We start from the raw sequence: 22,176 nt of genomic DNA on the forward strand, positions 1-22,176 counted from the left end.
ACTATGACAAATAAGCTAATTCCCTACGGTAAGCAAAGTATTTCGCAAGACGACATCAATGCCGTAATTGATGTTTTAAATTCTGACTGGTTAACACAAGGCCCTAAATTACCCGCGTTTGAGAGTGCCATTGCTGAATATTGCGGTGCTAACTATGCCTGTGCAACCAACAGTGCGACTTCTGCCTTACATATTGCTTGCCTAGCTTTGGGTGTAGGTATTGGTGACATCGTATGGACATCACCAATTTCCTTTGTCGCATCGAGTAACTGCGCGCTGTATTGTGGGGCAGAAGTAGACTTTGTTGATATCGACCTTGAAACAGGCAATATGTCTGTTGCAGCGCTTCAAGAAAAACTAACATTAGCCAAACAAAATCAGCGACTCCCTAAAGTCGTGATCCCAGTTCATTTAGCAGGTCAGTCTTGTGATATGGCAACAATAAATGCACTTGCCAAAGAGTATGGTTTTAAGGTTATTGAAGATGCCTCACACGCTATTGGCGCCAAGTATAAAGACAAGCCCGTTGGCAGCTGTGTTTATTCAGATATTACTGTGTTTAGCTTTCATCCAGTCAAGATAATCACATCTGCTGAAGGGGGTATGGCGGTTACCAACTGTGAAGCGCTAGACAAAAAGATGAAACGCTTACGTAGTCATGGCATTACAAACCACCCTGATGAAATGACGGAGCCAAGTCACGGCCCTTGGTATTATCAACAAATTGAACTTGGTTTTAACTATAGAATGACCGAATTGCAAGCTGCATTAGGGCTTAGCCAGTTAAAACAATTAGATAACTTTATTTCTGTTCGGAACAAAATAGCTGAAGATTTTGATAAGTACTTTACTCGTCAGGGGCTTGAGCCGTTAAAACAAAAGTCAGAGAGTTACAGCAGTTATCACTTATATATCTTGAAAATCAACTTTACGACCCAGCAACAACAAGCTCAGATGGTAACACGGCTAAGAGAGCAAGGTGTTCAAGCTCACCTTCACTACATACCTATTTTTTTACAGCCTTACTACCAAGAACTAGGGTTTAATAAGTGTGACTTCTCGCAAAGCATGCAGTATTACCAACAAGCAATGACAATTCCATTGCATCCATCTTTGTCATCACAAGACATTGAATATATTAAGCAGACAGTGCTCAAAACCCATAATCAATTAATTTGAAAACGCCATTAATAGATTTTCACCATCCCACAGGTAATTGAACGTTAACGCTGAACCGAGAGGTGTTATTCTAAGCGCTTGGGAAGATAACTTCTCAAGCTCTGAAGTGGTTAAACCAAAACAAGAAACAGTTTGTAATTTTGCATGTGTCGCAAAATCAAAATTTTCCAGTTCAAAGCTTAGTAAGAGTCCATCGCCTTTGTGATCAGCTAAAATAGCTAAATCAAAAGGGGCAGCTTCACAAATTAAACCCGCAACAGATTTATAAGTGTTGTCGACACTAAATTGATGCATCAGTAATAATCGCTGAAAGTTATAGAAACGATTATATTGAGCTGTCTGTGAAAATGCTTCATCAGTGTGCTGCACTTTATCCTTTAGAGACTGCCAGAATAACGCTTGTAAAGATTTGCTTGTTTTATGCCACAAAACCGCTTTTATAGAGGAGCAAGCTTGTTGTGAGAAAGGTACATAATCACGTGTAAAGCGTATGGCAGCATCTTCTATTTCAGCTTCACTTTCAAGATGTAACACAGCAATGGAGAAGCGATCTGGAAAGCAAATCTGGTTTGTTACGGGTGATTGCTGGTTAATTTTAGCAATTGCGTCATCACCGCCCCAAATTACCCGCATATCACATAGTTCACTAAAATACCGTGTTAGCTCTTCAGCTGAACTTGGGTAAGAAACAATACAAATTAAAGCATGTAATACTGATTGAGGACGCTGACTTAAAAAGCGCTTTAGAGAATCAATTAGCTGATACGCTTCATCCCCACTTCGATCACTAATGCGCACTATGTTGCTGTTACCACACAGAATACTAAGGATTAAGCTGTAAAAATAAACGGTATCAACATTTGCTGGGGTAATATGAAAGATAAGCCCTTTCGGTGATGAGTGAGCAAAGCTTTTAAAATCACTTTTCATTGCCAATATGTTACTTTTACGGCACCAAAAGCCCAACGCCGAATGAGCATTAGAGTGCTGTGCTTTTAAAAGAAAAGTTGAAAAAGCTGTTATTTCATTTATGACATCATCACTAAATGCGGTGTCTAAACAGCTCAAGTTAGCCGGGTTACTAAATAAAAACTCTACTTGAGGATCATCAACTAAAGGTATCACTGCAACCCCTCACCTGTGACTTCGCCAAACGGCCAAGCACTGAAAAATATTTACCTAAGCGACCACAAGCACAATCATCTTCACCATGAATCACTCCTAAATCCTCGGTCAACAATCGATGACCAGGGTAACTCTTTGGCAAAACCGAATTAAGAAGGATCACGCCCGCTTGATTATTACCAAGAGGCTCAGCTGTGGCTGAATCAACAACAGTTATATCTGACCAAACAGGTGCGTGTAAATGACCATGTTCACACTCAATATAAATGGTGCCAGTTTGTTCAACCATACCGTAATAATCATGTACGCTAATAGCACCAAGAGATTGCGCTATTTGCTGCTTAAAAACATCATTGCTTACCGCTGATTGCTGCATTTTTTTCCAGCCACCACCATGGAGTAGCATGCCTTTTGTAAACGAATAACGTTTCCCCATTCGCACCAGCTGTTGAATAAACTGCTGCCAAACAATAAAAGTAAAGCCAAACATAAAAACCGGGGTGTCTTTATACTTCTCAAAAAATTGCTCAATGACTTCAATATTTAATGTCATGTCATCGTTCAACGCAAAATGTGGATCGCGGCCAAAAAACAACATGCCTTGAATACCAGCTGCACGAGCGGACATACCAGCTTTCTTTTGTATGGTTGCCTTTGCATCAATCACAAGCATTGGAAGCCGTTGCTTCCCTAGCCAGTGCTGTAAGGTTTTCGTTAAAATCCGGCTTTGTAACTGCGCAGTTTCAGAATCTAACGTTATTTTAGAGGTAAGTCCTTGCGTGCCTGACGAGGTTAGCAAACGATGCTGATCCTCGGCTGTAATACTAGTTAACAAAAACTCTTTAAATAATGGTACTGTCAAAGGCGATATTGACTCACAGCCTTGTTGCAATCGCTGATACAAGGCACAGTGCTGAAGATGGTGGTTATCTAAAAAGCTTAATTGCGATGCAAGAAACGCCTGCTTTTGCGTTTTGTTTAAGCCATAAATTGGCAACTCGAGGAGTTGCTCATTGCTTAAGTGCATGATAATCCACCTTAGAGTTACTTAGTCTTGGGATCGCTTTGAGCACGACTGTGTGTATTAAACGACTATGGCACTTAAGCTTAGTGGCTAATTGTTTTATTACTTCCGCTTCGATAGGTTGCTCTGAATAAACAACTATTTCATCTTCACTACCAACACAGACCACTTCAAATTGGCACAAAGCGTCGAGCCACGATTGCAATTCATCAAGATTAATACGACGCCCAGCTATTTTACAGATGCGCTTAGAGCGCCCGACGATTTGATATAAACCAGATGGCGATTGTATTGCAATATCGCCGGTATGGAGCAAAGAAATATTTTCGAAATAGCTCAGCTCTGCCAGTGTTTCACTATAACCGCCAAATATATTACCACCACGAACACACAGCTCACCTTGGCTATCAAACTGCTTAACTCGTTCACCTTCTGAGTCAAGAAGCTGTAGCTCAACACCGGGGATCTCTTTACCAATAAAACCAATTTGACGACTAAAATACTCTGCGGGTAAATAGGCTATGCGCGCTGTTGCTTCGGTTTGACCATACATAACAAAAAAATCAATGTCATTGTTGTGCGTGTAATCACTTAATAATTGCCAATCACGTACAAGTAACTTACCACCAGCTTGTGCCATGTAACGAACATTGCCAAGCGGCATTTTTTCAAGGCCCAATCTATTAAGTAATTGATAACTCAATGGCACACCATAAAAGCTGGTCACCTCGTAGTGCTCAAAATTATGCCAAAAGTAAGCCGACATAGGGCTATCTGATTGCAGCACAATACTCGCCCCCACTGCTAAATGGGTATGCAAAATAGACAAACCAAACGAATAGGATAACGGTAAAAAGGTCATTACCACATCATCTTTGATTATCGGTAAGAACTGATTTATTGAAGCGCAGTTTGCCGCCAAGTTAGCTTTACTTAACTTGACCAACTTAGGGGAGCCCGTTGAACCACTGGTAGATAGTAACAGACATAGTTCATCAGCTAATTGATGTGTGTAATCACTTAATGAGTGAATCTTTTCTCCTTCAATAAGCAGATTAACTTGATAGTGCTCTAGTAGCTCATTTCTGTCGTTTTCAGCAAGAGCAGCATCAATTAATAACACAACATGAGATTGTCTAAGAGCTGCTAAGTAAAAAATGACAAAATCGAGAGTTGATTGAGCGACTAAAGCAATTAAACATCGCTCAGATGGCAGTGAGTTTAAGGCCTGCTGAATTTGAGCTTCTAGCTCATTGTAATCTATACAATGGTCTTTGTAATAAAGCTTTGCATCAGGGTTTTTATTATCTAATTGCCAAAACTCACCATGCATATTACAACCTTAAACCACCATCAACAGCGATATTTTGTGCTGTAATATAACGACTTTCATCAGCTAATAAAAAGCCAACTAAGTTGGCGACTTCGCTTGCCGTTCCTAAGCGTTTTAGTGCTGACTTTTCAGCAAGTTGCTGCTTTTTTTCATCATCGTAGTGAGCAAGCAAAGGAGTGCCTATTACTCCAGGGCTTACACTGTTAACGCGAATATTAAATGCACCAAGCTCTTGAGCAAGACTTTTAACCAGTCCGCTCATCGCTGATTTCATACTTGCATAAACAACTTGCCCACTGCTTCCTTGTTCAGCCACAACAGAGCTTACCAGGACTAAACTGCCCTGTTTCGCTCTAAGCATCATTTTACTGGCGCTTTGACAAAGTATTAGTGCAGATTTTAAATGGACAGCGTATTGGTCATCAATTTGCTCTTCTCGCACCATCATCAGTGGCGCTTCAAGCATACTTCCCGCGCAATGGACAAGCCCTGATAATGAGCATTTTTGTTGCTGCAAATAAGCAAATATTTTCTTTATTTCAGCAGGAACAGACGTGTCGGCAACAAAAACAACAACATCTGCATCTGGATAATCCGCTTTAAGCGCTTGCTGCGCTGCTTGTAAACGTTGTTCGTCCCGCGCTACCAATAATAGTTTTGAGCCATCCTCTAGCAGTCGCATTGCCACCGCAAAGCCAATACCGCTGCTACCACCAGTGATCAATACTCGGCTGCTATTATTCGTCAAATGACACCCCATATTTTGATAGAATTTGTTTAGCTTTTAAAAACGAGCTCATATCAATAATATCATCCGTATCAAGCATTATATCAAATTGCGCTTCTAATTCTGCCACCAGCATCATATGGCTCATAGAGTCCCATTTGGGATGCTCTGAATAGCTTAACTGGTCACATACTTCGTCTTGTTCGATTTCTAATACGCTAACAAACGCATCTGTCAGTTTATTAAGTGACACATTAACCTCGGTTTAAAAATGACTTAAGTTTAGGCGTTGCATGAAAATAGTCGTCATGAGTTAACGAAATACTGACTAACGCCTGGTTTGTTGGGTGGTCTGCCAATTGGTAGCCAAGTTGTTGATTATAGCGGATTGCCGCTGTATTTTCTCGCCTTACTTCTGAATATAATCCTTTAACATTTAACTTATTAAAAAGATAATCAATCAATGCAAGCGAAGGCGCAAAGGCAATTAAATTACTCAAAAAATGAGTGTCACTAATATAAATACCAATTTCAGCGCGGTTGGCGTTTTCAATCGGCTGTTCTGACTTAACATTAATCACGCCAATTGGCTGCTCTTTATAATAAATAACAAAATGACGTTGGCAATTATCAACCAACATATTCTTAAACCAAATTTGGTGATCATCCCATGGGATAGATTGTTGGTTAGTCATTTGCTGACGCACATGTGGCATGTTGCGCCACTGCCAGACACGCTCACAATCTTGTTCGGTTACCTGCTTTAATGTAACAGCATAATTTGCGATGTGCATATTATTCACCTAAGCGCTTTTGATGTACATGTAAATTAAGCTGCGCAATAGCTGGGTGCTGTGTAAAAAAAGCCATTAAATCTTGACTGCTTGCAAACAGAAGATCATCAGGGTAGGCAGCAACTAGCGCTTCAAACATTGTAAAATCGGCAGGTTCATCAATACATAACCTCGCAGCACTACTGATATTAGTCAACACTTTAAAGTGACCACATTTGAATAATTCAGGATGCTGATAGATGTAAGGTGTAACGTGCTCACGCTCATAGTCTTTAGTAGCCTGTTTAGCTGCATACCTAAGTGCTGCAACTGACATAATTTCTGCGTCAAATCCACGAATAAGATTACCCGTATTAAGACTTGTATAGTCATCACCTTGCGCCAAGTGACTACTAACTAACTCATCAATCAATTTGCCATCAACTAATGGGCAGTCAGCCGTCAAACGAATAATACGGTCCTCATTATCTAATGCTAATTCGTCTGCCACTGCGTTGAAACGAAGCAGTACATTATCTTTGCTGCCTCTAAGAACCTTAACACCTCGTTGCTCGCAAAAAGCGACAATCTTATTGTCATTTTCACTCTCGCTGGTCGCAACAACATGCTCAACCAATTTTGTAGCTTTAGCAACACGGCCAATGTGGTAGTCAAGTAACGCCCTCCCCTCAACTTGTAGCAATACTTTTCCGGGTAACCGTGTTGAATCAAGTCGCGCTTGTGAGCAGGCTACAATTTTCATTGTGTTATGTACTCTAGTTTCATCGGTGTTCCTTTCGTTAACGTTTGGTTAGCAGGCTTACCTATAAGCTCTTGCAGATGACGAGGATGTAAACCTAACCCAGGGCGAACTGAACGAACATTTTTCTCTGTAAATAACTCACCTTTTTGAACATTTTCAGCAACATAAAGTGAACGTCTGAAAGGCGCGTTGTCTTGTTCGCTTTTTGCTAAACGATAATTTGGACTGCCTAAGCACAAATGTGTATCTCTTACTGTATGAACTAATAATGAAAACTGCTTCTCATCCAAAGAAAAAGCAGCATCAACACTAGTTGTATCACCCTGTAATTTAAAATGTTTCTCAATAACACATGCCCCCAAAGCTGTGGCGGTTATTGCTGCAGTATCAGCCAAGCTATGATCGCTCAACCCAACAGGTACACCGAGCTGTGTTTTTAAGTCCAACAAAGTCATTAAATTACAATCGCTGATTGGGGTTGGATAACCGCTTATGCAGTGCAATACAACCAGCTGGTTTCCACCAGCGTCAGTAACAGCAGTAACAGCCTCTTTGATTTCATCAAGGGTCGCCATGCCAGTGGACATTATAATAGGCTTCCCCGTACTCGCTGCATATTGTATCAAACCAATATCAGTCAATTCGAAGGATGCTATTTTATAGGCTGGACAATTTAAATCTTCAAGCAAATCAATAGCTGTCTTATCAAATGGTGAAGAGAAAAGGGTTATATTATTTTCTTTGGCGCGATTAAATAGAGCTTCGTGCCACTCCCAAGGCGTATGAGCTTCTTGATACAAATCATATAACGTTCGACCTTGCCAAAGCTTTTCTTTAACGATGAACTCAGGGCCATCATGATTTAACGTGATCGTATCTGGTTTATAAGTCTGGATTTTAAGTGCATCAACCCCTGTCTTTGCCGCAATATCAATTAATTTAAGCGCGTGCTCTAGACTACCTCCATGATTACCTGACAACTCAGCAATAATATAAGGAGACATGTCCGCACCGATAATGCGACCATCAATTTCAATTGCTTGTTTAAATTTATGACTTATTGCCACTTAGCACCTTTACTCTGATTATTTGTTACTTATTAATATCGTCCAAAGAACTATTCTATTTAGGAGATATTTAATTCTATATGATTAACTATTCGTTTCGCGCCCAAACCATCAAACAAGAGTTGTGATGATTTAGAAAAGTTTTTACGATCAGTCTTATTCTTTACCAACCTATTTACTGCGGCGTTTAATATTGATTTGTTGAGAGTCTTCCGCACATCGACCAAGATACAACTATCGTTCATATTTTTGCTGCTTAGAGCACTAGCTTGGTTATCTGCGACTATTAACGCGATGGTAGGTACTCCCAGACACAAGTACTCGTACAAAGCACCACCCGCAGCACTAATAGCAAAATGACATGACTTCATTTCTTTACCTAACGACCTTGAGTTTGATAGTACTTGAATTTTATCCAAATTAACTTTGCTTTGAGAAAAACTTTCATGAACTATTGATTTACTCAGCACTGTTATAATTTTAATATTTTTAATTTGATCACATTCGTTCAATAAGTTGCAAACATCAGGTAAAAGGCCCATCACATCATTTGCTCCAAGCATAACAGTTACTGTTAACTCGCTTAAACCTTCATCATGGCAAAACGGTAATCTATTATATTGCTTTATTTCATCTCTTATTAGACGAAACTTTGCACCATTAAGGTTAACTTTACCTATGGCTTGTATGTTAGCCTCTTCACTCATATTGACTACCAAATCTACTGGTTTAGGAGGTCTACCGACACCATCATCAAAAAATACTAATGAGGGGGCTACCTTATAACAGTGCTGCCATTGCGACTCGGTTAGTTCATAGTCATCTATTATTAATACACTATTCAAGGGCATGTTTTGAAGCGCAAAGATACTATCAATTTTTTGATAGTTTACTTCAGAAGTTTTAAATGAATTATTGCCTTCACTAACTCTGGCTGAATAAACAAAATTGACTAAATGCCCCCTTTTTATTAGTTCACGAGCTAATACATCCTGCCGGACAACATGCCCTAAACCGATTTTTGAGCTTGAGTTTGCATAAATATAGAAAATCAAATTTAGAAACCTTGGGAGTTCGCCATAGAATATTCAATAACTTGGCACTAATTCATAAATGTTTTACTATGCTATAAGCATACCATAATCTTAATTTTTATTATGAAAAACACATTTTCAATCCCTGAGACATTGTGGTCAACAGCTTTATTAGTAAGAAGTGCTGAACAACATCTTCTGAAATTATTCGATCAAGGGAAAATAAACGGCACCATCCATACATGTATTGGCCAAGAGTTAGTGGGTGCGACCATTGCGGAATATGCCTATTTAAAAGGCGACTTTATTGTTTCAAACCATAGAGGGCACGGTCATTTTTTAAGTTGCTTCCCAAACCTATTAAGTGAATTTTTCGCTGAATTAACAAGCAAGCAATCTGCGATTTGTGGTGGCCATGGAGGAAGTCAACACTTGTATATCGATGGCTTTCTTAGTAATGGTATATTAGGAAGCACAGCTCCAATAGCTTGTGGAATCGCCTACGCAAAAAAACAAAAAAAGCATAATAATATTGTTACACTCTTTTTAGGTGACGGAGCCTTTGGCGAGGGTGTTATTTATGAAGCAATGAACCTTGCCCAAGTATACAAGTTACCCTTGTACATAATATGTGAATCAAATAATATCTCGCAATCAACTGTTACTTCCACAGTACAAACTGGCAGCCTAACTCGTAGAGCTGAGGGTTTTGGTTTAGCGATATTTGAGAGCTCAACAAATGAGCTCGAAAAGCATATAGAAACAACAAAAGAAGCAGCAAGTTTAGTCAGAACAAATACTCCAGTCTTCCACCTGGTACATACTCAAAGGCTCCATTCCCATTCTAAAGGTGACGACACTCGAAGCGAAAAAGAACTAAAAGCCCTCTGGCGAAAAGACCCTTTAAATAATTGGTTAAACTCTTTGACACCGAAAAACAAGCAACGAATAGAAGAAGAAATAACCAATCAAATAAAAGCTAGCTTCGAGCACTCTGAGCAACTGCCCGTTGCATCTATTAGCTATTTTACTAATGACATTCATTTAAAAAAGCCATCGATTCATCCTATTACTAATCCCCAAGAGCTACTTAAAAAACGTATCAATAAAACATTAGATAATCTTCTAAAAAGTAATATAAATTGCGTTATTTTTGGTGAGGATATAGAGTCTCCTTACGGTGGGGCTTTTAAAATAACAGAAGGACTATCAACTCGTTACCCTGAACAAGTATGGAATACACCTATAAGTGAATCAGCAATTACTGGCAAGGCTATTGGTATGGCAATGTCGGGCTTTTCACCTATAGTTGAAATTATGTTCGCCGACTTTTTGACACTTACATTTGACCAACTACTAAATAGTGCAAGCAAATTTAGCGCGTTATTCAAATTGAATGGTTCTTTACCTTTAGTAATTAGAACACCAACGGGTGGTCGAAGAGGCTATGGAGCAACTCATAGTCAAAGCCCTGAAAAACACTTTTTAGGTATCCCAAACCTGAATGTATTTGCTATAAATTATCTATTGAGTGAAGATGCACTAAAAGGAATTTACTCAGTAAACAAGCCAACCTTAATACTGGAAAATAAATCAGATTACGCAAAGCCTGTAGAACCTTTAATTGGTTTTGAAAGGTTTTATTGTCGTCATTCAAAAACGATAATAATCAAACCCAAGTGTACTGCAAAAATAACATTACTCTGCTACGGAGGAATGCTTTCCCATGCTGAAAAAGCAGCAAGTCATTTATTATTCGAACATGAAATTGCAGCTGAAATAATTTGCCCAAGTCAATTATACCCTTTTGATGATGTACTATTAGCCAAATCTCTAAACCAAACATCAAAACTTCTTTGTGTAGAAGAAGGCACAGATTTTGCTAACTTTTCTTCTCAGTGCATTGCGCAATTGCACAGTAAAGGAATTGAGTTTACAAGTAATGCAATTTCCGCTGATGACAGTGTCATATCAAGTGCACTGAATATCGAATTAGATCAATTACCTAATAGAGATAAAATAATTTACACGGTATTAAATTGGAATCATTAAGAATGGCAAATTCAGAAATAAAAGTAGAGCGCAGCGCAGCTAATGATGAACGCGTCAAAGTTATAGAGCTACTTGTAAGCCAGGATGAATTTGTCTCGTCACGACAACCCATCGCTTTAATTGAAGGCTCAAAAGCTATATTCGAGCTTACTTCATCTGGAGCTGGATATATTAATTTATTATTTTCTGAAAATGACTATGTGGAGGTTGGAACAACTTTTGCTGAAGTATCTGATAATATTGAAGACTATAAACTTAGAAAGAATACTCCAGCTTCAACAAAGTCACTTGATAAACCTGAGCATTTCACATCACCTGCATTTGAAATGCTAAAGTCATTAAACTTAAACGTTAATGACTTTTCTGATTATGAACTTGTGACCACAGAAGTAATACAGTCATTTCAGATCAAAAAATTAAATGAACTCATTACTAATCATAAAGATATTTTAATAAAGAAAAGCAAAGAACAAAAAATACTTATCGTTGGTGCGGGAAAAGCAGCAGGCCAATTATTAAGTGTATTTCACACTAAAGACAATTGCAGCATAGTTGGCTTTGTTGATGACACAGAAGAAAAACAGGATAGCTTTCACATGGGTTACCCTGTTCTCGGTAAAATAGCAGACATTAAAAGTGTGTTAAGAAAACATGGTGCAAATGCAATTATTTGCAGTATCGGAAACCTTAATGCACGGAAAAAAGTAGTTGAACTCGCATGCGAATTAGCTATTCCTCTAGCTAACGCCATACACCCAAGTGTAATTTTTGACGAAAACGTTAATATTGGTACTGGTAATTATATTGGGCCAAATTGCTTTGTTGGCACTAACACAACTATCGGGTTTGGCAGTTTTATTAGCTCAAATACTGTTATTGAACATGATTGCCAGATTGAAAACTGCATAAGTACAGGCCCCTCAGTATCACTTTCTGGCAGTGTCAGCGTAGAATCAGGATGCATTTTAGGTTCAGGTATCGTGATTGAGCCCTATGTTCATATTGGTCAAAATAGTTCGATAGCATCTGGTTGTATAATTACTCAATCGATAAATGCGAATAGCCAACTAAAAATGAAAACGAACTACACCCTCTCATGAAAAACCTCATCTATATAGTTGGCGCAGGTAGCTTTGCTGAAAAGCTGGCTATTAGCTTAAAAAAATTTCCGCTTCAAGTTGTTGGCTTTATAGACGAATTTCGTACTGAAGACTTAATGGAATTACCTGTAACTAAAGCAAGCGAATTAGTGTTTGACCCAAGCGCCCTTTTTATTACAGCAATTTCCAACCAAGTATACACAAAAAACGCCATTGAAAGGTTGGTCAATGTAAGTGTAGCGAGATCAAACATTATCCCCCTTTACTATGATTCCTGTTGTGTCTATTTAGAGTCCACATTACAAAAAAACTTTACTGAAAATATAAAAAAACTTACCCAATGCAACGGCCAGTTTTCGCAATATGAATTACAAACTAGGGTGAGCACACTTAATAACAATTCAATTAGTATCCGCTTACTCAGTAGAGGCTCACTATTTTTATCGCACCTAAATCCGATTAGAAAAATTTTAGACATAAACTCAATCAATTATGAATTAGTAACTGATCGGGAGTACCCTAAACTAGGAAAACATAAGATCGCAAGTCAAGAAGGTATGCTGTCGGCTGAAAGTGAACTGGTTATCACGACGCAATTTTTTAATGTCGCCCCAGCGACTACAAAGCGCCTAACATTGCTACATGCTATTTATGATTCAATGATGTTTAGGGAATCTATTTTTGATGAAATTGACAGCCCTAAACATCACTTTATCGCAATTCCGACTGAAGCCTGTATGACATTTTTTAAAGAGAAACTGTCAAATCGAAAGCTTCGCAATAAGGTAACACTATTGCCTTTTGGGTATCCAAAACTAGACCAAAACATTAAAAGCTTCAAAGAATATAAACTTATATCAGCAGAAGAAAAACTAATTATTTATGCTCCAACACAGTCACTAACCCCTAATTTTGAGGCCTCTGAAGGTTTTAGTCTACTTGATGCACAAGAATATCTAATGCGAATTTTAGAAATACTTCCCAGCCATCAATTAATTTTACAACCACACCCTGATGATTTAGTTCTTCTAAAAGAAGGGAGTAATTCCGACGAGAAAACTGCATTAAAGAAATTAATAAAACTAGCAGGATCACACCCAAGAGTTTCCCTTGTAGATCCGAACATCTCTCAAATAGAGTTATTTTCGAAAAGCCAGTTTTTGATCTCGGATACATCATCAACTGCCTACACATACGCTTTTACAACATCAAAACCAGTTCTCTTCTTATCCCCTCAAGAAAAGGAATTAAAAGAAAAATGGGCTCACCTTTCGTATGTAAAAGATAGGGATAAAGTTGGCGTAATTTGTGCAAGTTTAAATGACTTAGATAGTGCAATTTCAACGTTACTGCTTAATAGTGAAGATATTATTAATCAAATTGAACAACTAAAACACTTACAAGTTTTTAACTTAAGTAACTCTAAAGCTTGCGTGATTAAAACTATTAATTCCATAAAACAGAATAATATACCTAATAACTGGGTAACTTTTTAGGAGAAAAAAATGAAACATGGTGACTTTACTCATCTAGCAGAAAAATATAATGCAACAAGACCTGACTATTCAACGACAGTTCTTGACGCAATTTTTGGCTTATTAATGAAGCCAGCTTCAGAAGTTGACGCAGTTGACGTAGGTGCAGGAACAGGTATTTGGACAAGAATGCTAAACTCTAAAAAGCCTAATAGTATTTACGGAGTTGAGCCAAATGATGCAATGAGAGAGCAAGCAGAGTCTCATAATATTGAAAGCATAAAATGGATCTGTGGCGATGGTGAAAATACTACTTTAGATTCAAATTCTGTTGACTTAGTTACAATGGCATCATCTTTTCACTGGGTCGATTTTGAGAAAGGAACTTCTGAGTTTAATAGAATATTAAAGGATAACGGATTATTTGTAGCCCTTTGGAACCCTCGTTTCATTGACAACTCTCCACTTTTAGTTGAAATAGAAAACTATTTAAACGAATTAAGACCAGATATGAAACGTGTTTCGTCTGGGGCTTCTGGCATAACTAATACTCTTTTTCAACAACTTGAGAATTCACCATTTTTCAAAGAAGTAATATACCTTGAAGGTCGCCATACTAAAACTTTCACCAAAGAAGAATACATTGGTGTATGGGAATCTGTAAATGATATCAGAGTTCAGCTTGGCGAAAGTAAATTTTCACAGTTTATTAATTTTATAAAAGACAAATTATCGTCTATTGAAGTGATTGAAGCACAATACAAAACCCGAGCTTGGGTAGCAAGAAAAGGGTAATTTAATATGCAACTGAATTTAGCGATTGTTGGCGCAGGCTCATTTGGTCAAAAAGTGGCGAACTCATTTTTAGAACATAAGCTCCCATTTCAACTTTATGACCGTCAAGTTAAAGCACCATTCAAAGGTATTAACGTTTATCCGCTTGAAAATTTGAGCCCACAAAATACGTCAAAGGTCTTATTAGCGGTCTCTGTTGAGCCATACATTAGTGAAATCAAAGATGAGTTATTAGAGCTTGGCTTTAAGGCTAATCAAATAATCCCCCTAGTCTATGATTCTGCGGCTGTTTTGCTTGACACTATGCTAAAAAAGAACAAATCGTTAACAGTTTCGCTTCTGAAAAATGATTACCAATCGTTTTCAGCTCTTGAAAGCGATTTCTTTTCAGAAAGAGAGCAAAGAATTTCTCACCTTATCCAAGGAGATAAAGATAATATTGGTTTTTATTACCTTGGAAGAGGTGGGGGGTTTAGAAAACATACAGGTAATCTACCAGCACTACTTGAAAGTCAGTATAATGTTATCACATTTAGTGATGAGCTCCCCTACCCTAATGAAAACGCTGAGCGCTATATATACATGAGTCAAGAGACTATGCTTCAGTGTGATTTTCCCAAACTTGCAATTACAACAAACTTCTACCCTTGCAGCCCAAAAGCTACGACCAAGCTAACCATGATGCACATGGCATATGATTTTTTACTTTTCTCTAAAGAGACTGCAAAAGGTATTAAACAAGCCGAAAATCATTATATATTCCTTGCATCTCAACCTAGTTTAGAACTCCATAAAAGGATCTGTTTAGAAGAGAAGTTAACAAATAATGTTGTACTTATTCCAGGTGGGTACCCAAGGCATGATCAAAATTTATTGAAGTACGAAAAAATTAAGAATATAACCCAATCAGAAGCAATAATTTATGCACCGACATTATCTTCATTACTAACTGCTAACGATACAAAGTACACATACTCAATCATCCAAGCTGTTACGTTTATTCCTATGATCTTAAAGGCATTTCCTGAGCGGACCTTAATTTTCAGGCCTCACCCTGAAGATTTAGACTTGATTGCATCAGGTATTCAAACCCAGAGGGCTCAAGCCTTTAGAGAACTCTTAACACTGTGTGAAAATCATCCTAAATGTGTTTTAGATAATAACAAAACAAATTATATTGAGAGCTTTGCTAAATCAGCAGTTATGATTTCTGATACTTCGGCAATTGCATTTTCTTATTTCTTGACCACTGGTAAACCCGTTATTTTCTTTTCACCGGACCAAAAAGCCTTAAAGGATAATTTAGGTCATATTCGATACATCCAAGACAGAGAAAAAATTGGTTATTGTGTCGATAATATTAATGGCTTAATTGAGACCCTAGAAAAAATCTTGTTAAACAACAAACATGTCCCTCCTAGTAAAGATGGAATTATCTTCAATGAGGGGCATTCTGAACAGTACTTATTAGAAAACCTAGATTATATTTTATCAGGCAAAAAGCACCCAGATTGGTGGTATTTACAAGATTACTTAAAGGAAAAAGGCGAATGATCATATGGATCACGGGATTACCAGGTTCAGGCAAAACAACTCTTTCTCTTGCACTGAAAGAAGTACTTGAGAGCAATGAGATAAATCCAATCATTTTGGATGGAGATGCACTTCGCCAAGTATTTGATAACTTTTCATATGAAGAATCTGACCGAATCACACTTGCAAAAACATATGCTAAATTAGCTAAATTACTCAGTGATCAAGGTCATATAGTTATTGTTGCAACAGTTTCTCTTTTTCATGATGTTCATAACTGGAACAAGCAAAATAATGAAAATTACATTGAAGTATTTATAAAGCCTTGTTTTGACACTTTACTAACAAGAGATCAAAAGGGCCTGTATACACAATCAAAGAAGAAGCATGGTGGGCTTGTTGGCAAAGATATTGCTGCTCAATTTCCAATAACACCCAACTTTTCAATCGATAATAGAACTAAAGATGACTTGAAGTTAAACACTCAAGTTATATTTAATGAAATAATACAAAGAATACAAAATGCCTAAGTTATATTTCCAAAATAAAGCTCTAACCTTGCGATCACTAAGCGATAAACTTGATAGTGCACGAGTTTTACCTTTAGAAACGATAAGTTGGTCTGAATTCAATGATATGGATGATGCTAAACTGAAGGCTCGTTTAGCTCACCTTGGAAATGAGTTGATCATTCGAAGTTCATGTACATTTGAAGATAGTCACGCTCAATCGAATGCAGGCGCATTTTTAAGTGTTTTTACTAATATTTCAGACAACTTAAAATCATCTATTCTTGATGTATTTTTAAGTTATAAAACGTACCTAAATGAGCACGAAATTGTTTTAATTCAACCAAGCTTGCCTAAAATAAAACACTGCGGCGTATTATTTAGTAAAGTTGCTGACTCTGGGGCTCCTTACTATGTTGTAGAAAATGATTCAAGTGGAGCAACTGACAGTGTTACATCTGGAAATAAAATTGTAGATACCTACTATATAAGAAGAAAGCTAGAAACGATACATGATGATGTTTTCTATTCACCGATTATTAAACTAGCTATCGAACTAGAGAATATTTTTGAAAACGAAAATTTAGATTTAGAATATGCGATAGATACAAACGATCAATTATGGTTACTGCAAGTCAGGCCTTTAATTGTAAAGCCTAACACGAGTAATAATATAAACATCTCGCATGTCATAGAGAAAGCTAAAAGTCACTTTACAAATCTATCAATTCCTTCTCCGATTATTCATGGGAAGAAATCTATTTTTGGGATCATGCCTGATTGGAACCCTGCAGAGATCATAGGCGTAAAACCTAAACCTTTATCATTGAGCCTATATAAAGAACTGGTTACTGATTCAACGTGGGCATATCAACGAGATAATTATGGTTACAAAAATCTGCGTAGTTTCCCTCTACTAATAGACTTTTTTGGATTACCTTATATAGATGTAAGAGTTAGCTTTAATTCATTTCTACCTAAAAATTTGCCGAATAGCTTATGTGATAAACTCGTTGAACACTATATAGAGCAACTTGAAACACAACCAAATAATCACGATAAAGTCGAATTCGAAATTGTACAAAGTTGCTATACCTTTGACATTCATGAAAGACTTTTAAGTATGAAAAGCAAAGGGTTTACCGACGAAGAGTTATCTACTTTAAAAGAGCATTTGCTCGCGCTTACTAATCAAATAATAAATCCAAGATCGGGTCTTTGGATACAAGATCTACACAAAATAGAAAAGCTAAAAGAAAGACAGAAAAAAATATTGTCTGGTATCGACTCCAAAGAAGCACAAATTTACTGGCTGTTAGAAGACTGCAAGCGTTACGGTACCTTACCTTTTGCAGGTCTTGCAAGGGCTGGATTTATAGCTGTGCAACTACTTAACTCTATGGTGAATAAGTCTCTTTTATGCCAAAAACAAGTTGATACTTTTTTGAATTCACTAACAACAGTAAGTGGTCAAATGAGTGAAGATTTTAATCGGATGCCATTAGACAGCTTTTTAACTCATTATGGGCATTTAAGACCAGGTACTTACGAAATTACGTCACCTCGATATGACAGCCAAGATGCACAGTACTTTTCTAATTCCACACAAACTGTTAAATCAAAGAGCGCGCATGAAGAGTTTGATATTGATAAAGAAAGCTATGTGCAACTAAATGAGGCGATTCAAGAACATAACTTATCACACAGTGTTGATTCTCTATTTCACTTTATACGCTCAGCTATCGAAGGTAGAGAGTACGCTAAATTTATCTTTTCAAAGTCATTAAGTGATGCTTTGGAACTTTTTGCAAGCTTAGGTGCACAATACGGTTATTCTAGAGAAGAGTTATCTTTTGCTAACATAAATATTATTTACAATGCTTACTCTAGCGCTGATGATTTTGAAACTTTATTACGTAATTCAATAAAAGAAGGAAAAAAGAGGTACAATCTTGCTCAGCAAATCCACCTACCTCCATTAATTACAAGTTTAAGTGACTTTGATTTTTTCAAATCTCCTGAGCTTAAACCTAACTATATAACACAAAAGACTATCCTATCAGATGTTGTCAGTGGTGATTTGACTGAACACGATTTGACCGGAAAAATAGTTATGATAAAAAGCGCGGATCCTGGATATGACTGGATTTTTTCGCATAGTGTTGCTGGTTTTATCACTGCTTATGGAGGTTGTAACTCCCATATGGCTATCAGGGCAAATGAGATGGGAATTCCCGCAGTCATAGGTATTGGCGAAGAAAAATTCAAGGAGCTTTGCAAAGCTAATAAGATTGAAATATCTTGTGCAAGTGAACAGTTGAGGACGATACAGTGAGTATAAAAATCGCAGTTGTCGCTCAACTAAATCAGGCTAAATATGATGAAATGCATACAAGCTTAGATAACGCTTGGTTTGAGTTATTAGCAGAGCTTGACTGCTCCATCCACATTTTGCCAAATCACTTAGATAGTTCAAAAAAATTACTCGAAACAGTTAAGCCTGATGGAATTATCTTAACTGGTGGAGGGGAATTCTCTTTAGATTTTGACACCGATCCTCGTAGTCAATTAGAAGCATTCATTTTATCCAAATATACACATTTACCAATATTAGCCGTATGTAGAGGAATGCAAGCAATGCACTTGCTAGCAGGCGGAGAGCTAAAAAAGGTAAATGGCCATGTAGCAAAGCATTACCCTGTTATGTTTGCAGATAAAGTGACTTCTCAAAACAGTTACCATAATTTAGGTTTTGACCATTGTACGGATGACTATATTACACTTAGCTCGGCAGAGGATGGTGTTATAAAAGCAATGCAACATAAGAAATATCAATGGCTTGGGATAATGTGGCACCCAGAAAGATCTAATAACGACCACACATTTAATATAAACCTCATGAAAAATCTATTTTTTAAGGTTCTACAATGAAAATTCTGACTTTAGCTGCCGGAAGAGGCTCTCGTTTAGAGCACCAAACAGAATCAAAACCAAAATGTATGACAATTGTTCAGAACAAGCCAATTCTATTTTGGCAACAACAAGCTCAAAAGCTAGCTGGAGTGTCAATTCAAGCCGCAGTACTTGGTTACAATGCTGATAAAATAGCAGCCTTTTTTCAGCAGACATTTACCAATGAGAATTGGCAAAATACAAATATGGTTAGCTCGTTATTACAAGCTAATGATTATTTTCAAAGTGAACCTGTTATCCTTTCATACTCGGATATCGTGTATCACCCAAACGATCTTATAAGTTTGTCTCAAGTACCAGGCGATATTGTCGTAGCATATGATAGCAACTGGTTGTCTCAATGGTCCCAACGATTTGAAAACCCTCTAACTGACGCTGAAACATTTAAGCTATCTGAGAAAAATCACATTACAGAAATTGGAAAGCGACCATTATCATTATCAGATATTGAAGGGCAGTTTTTAGGTTTAATCAAAATCACACCTAAGGGTTGGCAAAGCATAAAAGCATATTTAGCTAAATATAATGATTCTGAAATAGCAAAGTTTGATATGACAAGTCTACTTCAAGCTTTAATTGAAACAGGTTTTCCAGTTATAGCACATAAAGTCAGCCATAATTGGTTTGAAATTGACTCTCTGACTGACTTGGAAGTTGCGAACCAACAAACTGAATTGTTTAATTGGGAGCAATCATAATGGACGATATTGCTGTTTCTGTTGCGATAAGTTGCTATAACTTTGAAGACTATATCGGTGAGTGTATTATAAGTATCTTATCTCAAAATACTGATTTTAATTTCGAAGTGATCATTGTTGATGATGCATCTACTGATAATTCAGCCAATATTATACATTCGCTTATAAGCAACAACCCAAGGGTTAAGTTTATTCAACAACAGACTAACAAAGGCTCTGATGCAACAAAACAGTTGGCTTGTACTCTCGCACAAGGAAAATATATCGCATTTTTAGATGGCGATGATGTTGCTTATGCCAATAAATTACAAACCCAATATGATTATCTAGAGAACAATCCAGATTGTAGCTGTTGCTATCACGATATGGCAATGATTGATAAAGACTCAACAAATTTAGGTTTAAGCTACTTTGAGCAGTTTTACAATCAACAATATATTCCTGATAAAGCTGAAATGGCACACTTAGTTCAATATGGTACGTTTTTAGTTGCTTCAAGCCAGATGTTTATTGCATCTGCTTTTAAGGAGAACTTGTTACCAACAAACTTAAACTACATCCAAGATTTTTATTACCATGTTCATACTGCATCTAAAGGTAACTTCGGCAGAATAATGAAAACATTGGGTGCTTATCGACAACACGAACAAAGTTACTCTGGCCAAAACGCTAAATCAAATGAGCGTAGATTAGAGTGCCTGCAAAATATATTAATGGCTTGTGATTATGCACATTCTTTAGGTTGCGATATTGAAATCGTCAACCGTGGGAAAATGCATTTTTATTTTGCTGCAGCCATTTATTTTGCGAAAAAAAATGAGCCGGAACTTTTTACAAATCTTATCAAGCAATCTTCAAATGGCGATAAGTTCTTTGATAACAGACATGAAACTCTATTTAAGTTAGCAAAACAAAGCTTTGAAGCTGCATTAAGTTATATTAACTCAGCCGCTTTTTCGAATAACGCTCAAGGAGCACTAAAATGAAATCAATTCTAGTTACAGGCGCCTCAGGCTATATTGGCAGCACCTTAGTGCCCACTTTACTCAATGAAAATTATCATGTTATCGCTGTAGATCGCTTTTTCTTTGGTGATCATTTAAAAGACCATCCTAATCTTGTTAAGCTAAAATTAGATGCACGAAAAATAACTAAGGATCTCTTAGAAAATGTCTACGCTGTTATTGATTTAGTGGCTATTTCTAATGACCCGAGTGGGGAGTTATTTCAAGAAACAACTATAGATATAAACTGTAATAGCAGAGTGCGCTGTGCCAGTTTAGCTAAAGAAATGGGAGTAAAAAGATACATACTTCCTTCGAGTTGCAGTATATACGGATTTCAAAATGATATTGTTGATGAGAGCTCAGATACAAATGCTCTAACAACTTATGCAAAAGCAAATGAACTGGCTGAGCAGCGCATTATCCCTCTCGCCGATGAACATTTTTGCGTTACAGTTATTCGTCAGGCAACCATATATGGCTATAGCCCGAGGATGCGCTTTGATCTAGCAATCAATGGTATGGTGCTTGGTGCCTTTGATAACAAAGTTTTGCCATTAATGCGTGATGGAGATCAATTCCGCCCAATGCTTCATGTTGAAGACACCGCAGATATTATGTGTAAATTACTTGAAGCAGATCCAAAGAAAATTAATGGGCAAATATTTAACGCCGGTTCAAACACTCAAAATTATCAATTAAAAGAGCTTGCTTTAATCATCCAACAAACATTTTTAGAACATAGCGAAGAGGCTATTGATATTGAAATGTATGGAGACCCTGACCACCGAAGTTATCAAGTTAACTTCGAAAAACTGGCTCAGACACTAAATTGGCAACCTAAATGGGATGCCAAAAAAGCAGTGATCGATTTAGTTACACGTTTAAACAATAAGTCGCTTTATAAAACGGATCAAAGCATCACACTAGAGTGGTACAAAAAACTGATTACTTGGAATACTCTTTTGGAAAATGTAAAACTTGACGGTAAGTTATTTGATTTGTAAGGAAT

21 protein-coding genes are annotated in these 22,176 nt (G+C 37.2%); 12 read left to right on the forward strand and 9 right to left on the reverse strand.

What is annotated here, in order from left to right; translation table 11 throughout:
• The first annotated feature begins 3 nt into the window (after nt 1-3).
• The gene (gene pseC, locus IMPJCBKJ_RS19635) at nt 4-1,179 is read left to right on the forward strand and encodes a UDP-4-amino-4,6-dideoxy-N-acetyl-beta-L-altrosamine transaminase (RefSeq protein ID WP_166341694.1); all 1,176 of its coding nucleotides are present in this window, start codon (nt 4-6) and stop codon (nt 1,177-1,179) included.
• Here the strand turns inward: pseC and IMPJCBKJ_RS19640 are convergent.
• From IMPJCBKJ_RS19640 to IMPJCBKJ_RS19680, 9 genes are read right to left on the reverse strand one after another with little or no spacing between them, the layout of a single operon-like run.
• Nucleotides 1,171-2,304 (reverse strand): acyl-CoA reductase, encoded by a 1,134-nt coding sequence (locus IMPJCBKJ_RS19640; protein WP_166341696.1) that lies wholly within the window; start codon nt 2,302-2,304, stop codon nt 1,171-1,173. The genes pseC and IMPJCBKJ_RS19640 overlap by 9 nt on opposite strands.
• Nucleotides 2,288-3,331, reverse strand: a complete 1,044-nt coding sequence (locus IMPJCBKJ_RS19645) for an acyl-protein synthetase (RefSeq protein WP_166341698.1) — start codon at nt 3,329-3,331, stop codon at nt 2,288-2,290. Before IMPJCBKJ_RS19645 ends, IMPJCBKJ_RS19640 begins: the two co-directional genes overlap by 17 nt.
• Nucleotides 3,315-4,661 carry an AMP-binding protein gene (locus IMPJCBKJ_RS19650; protein WP_166341700.1) on the reverse strand — a complete coding sequence of 449 codons (1,347 nt, stop codon included), beginning with the start codon at nt 4,659-4,661 and terminating at the stop codon, nt 3,315-3,317. The genes IMPJCBKJ_RS19645 and IMPJCBKJ_RS19650 overlap by 17 nt, the downstream gene beginning before the upstream one ends.
• A 1-nt stretch (nt 4,662) precedes the next feature.
• The gene (locus tag IMPJCBKJ_RS19655; protein WP_166341702.1) at nt 4,663-5,409 is read right to left on the reverse strand and encodes an SDR family NAD(P)-dependent oxidoreductase; all 747 of its coding nucleotides are present in this window, start codon (nt 5,407-5,409) and stop codon (nt 4,663-4,665) included.
• Nucleotides 5,399-5,641, reverse strand: a complete 243-nt coding sequence (locus IMPJCBKJ_RS19660; RefSeq protein ID WP_119853507.1) for an acyl carrier protein — start codon at nt 5,639-5,641, stop codon at nt 5,399-5,401. The genes IMPJCBKJ_RS19655 and IMPJCBKJ_RS19660 overlap by 11 nt, the downstream gene beginning before the upstream one ends.
• A 1-nt stretch (nt 5,642) precedes the next feature.
• Entirely contained in the window at nt 5,643-6,182 is a 540-nt protein-coding gene (gene pseH, locus IMPJCBKJ_RS19665) for a UDP-4-amino-4,6-dideoxy-N-acetyl-beta-L-altrosamine N-acetyltransferase (RefSeq protein WP_166341704.1), read from the reverse strand.
• Between the two features lies 1 nt (nt 6,183).
• The gene (locus IMPJCBKJ_RS19670) at nt 6,184-6,924 is read right to left on the reverse strand and encodes a glycosyltransferase family protein (RefSeq protein WP_166341706.1); all 741 of its coding nucleotides are present in this window, start codon (nt 6,922-6,924) and stop codon (nt 6,184-6,186) included.
• On the reverse strand, nt 6,921-7,991 hold the full coding sequence (gene pseI, locus IMPJCBKJ_RS19675; protein ID WP_346774176.1) for a pseudaminic acid synthase: 1,071 nt from the start codon (nt 7,989-7,991) through the stop codon (nt 6,921-6,923). Before pseI ends, IMPJCBKJ_RS19670 begins: the two co-directional genes overlap by 4 nt.
• A gap of 59 nt (nt 7,992-8,050) precedes the next feature.
• The gene (locus tag IMPJCBKJ_RS19680; RefSeq protein WP_166341708.1) at nt 8,051-9,046 is read right to left on the reverse strand and encodes a hypothetical protein; all 996 of its coding nucleotides are present in this window, start codon (nt 9,044-9,046) and stop codon (nt 8,051-8,053) included.
• 102 nt (nt 9,047-9,148) lie between these two features.
• On the opposite strand from IMPJCBKJ_RS19680, the gene IMPJCBKJ_RS19685 reads away from it, so the two are divergent.
• From IMPJCBKJ_RS19685 to IMPJCBKJ_RS19735, 11 genes are read left to right on the forward strand one after another with little or no spacing between them, the layout of a single operon-like run.
• Complete coding sequence (locus tag IMPJCBKJ_RS19685) at nt 9,149-11,077, forward strand: alpha-ketoacid dehydrogenase subunit alpha/beta (protein ID WP_166341710.1); 1,929 nt, start codon at nt 9,149-9,151, stop codon at nt 11,075-11,077.
• A 2-nt stretch (nt 11,078-11,079) separates the two neighbouring features.
• On the forward strand, nt 11,080-12,177 hold the full coding sequence (locus tag IMPJCBKJ_RS19690; protein WP_166341712.1) for a biotin/lipoyl-containing protein: 1,098 nt from the start codon (nt 11,080-11,082) through the stop codon (nt 12,175-12,177).
• Complete coding sequence (locus IMPJCBKJ_RS19695) at nt 12,174-13,673, forward strand: CDP-glycerol glycerophosphotransferase family protein (RefSeq protein ID WP_166341714.1); 1,500 nt, start codon at nt 12,174-12,176, stop codon at nt 13,671-13,673. Before IMPJCBKJ_RS19690 ends, IMPJCBKJ_RS19695 begins: the two co-directional genes overlap by 4 nt.
• 9 nt (nt 13,674-13,682) lie before the next feature.
• Nucleotides 13,683-14,447 carry a class I SAM-dependent methyltransferase gene (locus tag IMPJCBKJ_RS19700; RefSeq protein ID WP_166341716.1) on the forward strand — a complete coding sequence of 255 codons (765 nt, stop codon included), beginning with the start codon at nt 13,683-13,685 and terminating at the stop codon, nt 14,445-14,447.
• A gap of 6 nt (nt 14,448-14,453) precedes the next feature.
• The gene (locus IMPJCBKJ_RS19705; RefSeq protein ID WP_166341718.1) at nt 14,454-16,001 is read left to right on the forward strand and encodes a CDP-glycerol glycerophosphotransferase family protein; all 1,548 of its coding nucleotides are present in this window, start codon (nt 14,454-14,456) and stop codon (nt 15,999-16,001) included.
• A complete protein-coding gene (locus tag IMPJCBKJ_RS19710) occupies nt 15,998-16,510 on the forward strand; it encodes an adenylyl-sulfate kinase (RefSeq protein ID WP_166341720.1) in 513 nt (170 codons plus the stop codon). Before IMPJCBKJ_RS19705 ends, IMPJCBKJ_RS19710 begins: the two co-directional genes overlap by 4 nt.
• Nucleotides 16,503-18,824, forward strand: coding sequence for a PEP-utilizing enzyme (locus IMPJCBKJ_RS19715; protein WP_166341722.1), 2,322 nt, complete (start codon nt 16,503-16,505; stop codon nt 18,822-18,824). Before IMPJCBKJ_RS19710 ends, IMPJCBKJ_RS19715 begins: the two co-directional genes overlap by 8 nt.
• Nucleotides 18,821-19,420, forward strand: coding sequence for a gamma-glutamyl-gamma-aminobutyrate hydrolase family protein (locus IMPJCBKJ_RS19720; protein ID WP_166341724.1), 600 nt, complete (start codon nt 18,821-18,823; stop codon nt 19,418-19,420). Before IMPJCBKJ_RS19715 ends, IMPJCBKJ_RS19720 begins: the two co-directional genes overlap by 4 nt.
• Nucleotides 19,417-20,160, forward strand: coding sequence for a phosphocholine cytidylyltransferase family protein (locus IMPJCBKJ_RS19725; RefSeq protein ID WP_166341726.1), 744 nt, complete (start codon nt 19,417-19,419; stop codon nt 20,158-20,160). Before IMPJCBKJ_RS19720 ends, IMPJCBKJ_RS19725 begins: the two co-directional genes overlap by 4 nt.
• Entirely contained in the window at nt 20,160-21,146 is a 987-nt protein-coding gene (locus IMPJCBKJ_RS19730) for a glycosyltransferase (RefSeq protein ID WP_166341728.1), read from the forward strand. The genes IMPJCBKJ_RS19725 and IMPJCBKJ_RS19730 overlap by 1 nt, the downstream gene beginning before the upstream one ends.
• Nucleotides 21,143-22,171, forward strand: a complete 1,029-nt coding sequence (locus IMPJCBKJ_RS19735) for an SDR family oxidoreductase (RefSeq protein ID WP_166341730.1) — start codon at nt 21,143-21,145, stop codon at nt 22,169-22,171. The genes IMPJCBKJ_RS19730 and IMPJCBKJ_RS19735 overlap by 4 nt, the downstream gene beginning before the upstream one ends.
• Nucleotides 22,172-22,176 lie beyond the last annotated feature (5 nt).

The organism is Pseudoalteromonas sp. MB47 (assembly GCF_011319765.1).
GTDB classification, from domain to species: domain Bacteria; phylum Pseudomonadota; class Gammaproteobacteria; order Enterobacterales; family Alteromonadaceae; genus Pseudoalteromonas; species Pseudoalteromonas simplex.

What these genes read in the sequence shown, in the direction of transcription:
- pseC (WP_166341694.1), top strand. Translation starts at nt 4, where the DNA reads ATGACAAATAAGCTAATTCCCTACGGTAAGCAAAGTATTTCGCAAGAC.
- IMPJCBKJ_RS19645 (WP_166341698.1), bottom strand. Translation starts at nt 3,331, where the DNA reads ATGCACTTAAGCAATGAGCAACTCCTCGAGTTGCCAATTTATGGCTTA.
- IMPJCBKJ_RS19650 (WP_166341700.1), bottom strand. Translation starts at nt 4,661, where the DNA reads ATGCATGGTGAGTTTTGGCAATTAGATAATAAAAACCCTGATGCAAAG.
- pseH (WP_166341704.1), bottom strand. Translation starts at nt 6,182, where the DNA reads ATGCACATCGCAAATTATGCTGTTACATTAAAGCAGGTAACCGAACAA.
- IMPJCBKJ_RS19670 (WP_166341706.1), bottom strand. Translation starts at nt 6,924, where the DNA reads ATGAAAATTGTAGCCTGCTCACAAGCGCGACTTGATTCAACACGGTTA.
- IMPJCBKJ_RS19685 (WP_166341710.1), top strand. Translation starts at nt 9,149, where the DNA reads ATGAAAAACACATTTTCAATCCCTGAGACATTGTGGTCAACAGCTTTA.
- IMPJCBKJ_RS19690 (WP_166341712.1), top strand. Translation starts at nt 11,080, where the DNA reads ATGGCAAATTCAGAAATAAAAGTAGAGCGCAGCGCAGCTAATGATGAA.
- IMPJCBKJ_RS19695 (WP_166341714.1), top strand. Translation starts at nt 12,174, where the DNA reads ATGAAAAACCTCATCTATATAGTTGGCGCAGGTAGCTTTGCTGAAAAG.
- IMPJCBKJ_RS19700 (WP_166341716.1), top strand. Translation starts at nt 13,683, where the DNA reads ATGAAACATGGTGACTTTACTCATCTAGCAGAAAAATATAATGCAACA.
- IMPJCBKJ_RS19705 (WP_166341718.1), top strand. Translation starts at nt 14,454, where the DNA reads ATGCAACTGAATTTAGCGATTGTTGGCGCAGGCTCATTTGGTCAAAAA.
- IMPJCBKJ_RS19710 (WP_166341720.1), top strand. Translation starts at nt 15,998, where the DNA reads ATGATCATATGGATCACGGGATTACCAGGTTCAGGCAAAACAACTCTT.
- IMPJCBKJ_RS19715 (WP_166341722.1), top strand. Translation starts at nt 16,503, where the DNA reads ATGCCTAAGTTATATTTCCAAAATAAAGCTCTAACCTTGCGATCACTA.
- IMPJCBKJ_RS19725 (WP_166341726.1), top strand. Translation starts at nt 19,417, where the DNA reads ATGAAAATTCTGACTTTAGCTGCCGGAAGAGGCTCTCGTTTAGAGCAC.
- IMPJCBKJ_RS19730 (WP_166341728.1), top strand. Translation starts at nt 20,160, where the DNA reads ATGGACGATATTGCTGTTTCTGTTGCGATAAGTTGCTATAACTTTGAA.
- IMPJCBKJ_RS19735 (WP_166341730.1), top strand. Translation starts at nt 21,143, where the DNA reads ATGAAATCAATTCTAGTTACAGGCGCCTCAGGCTATATTGGCAGCACC.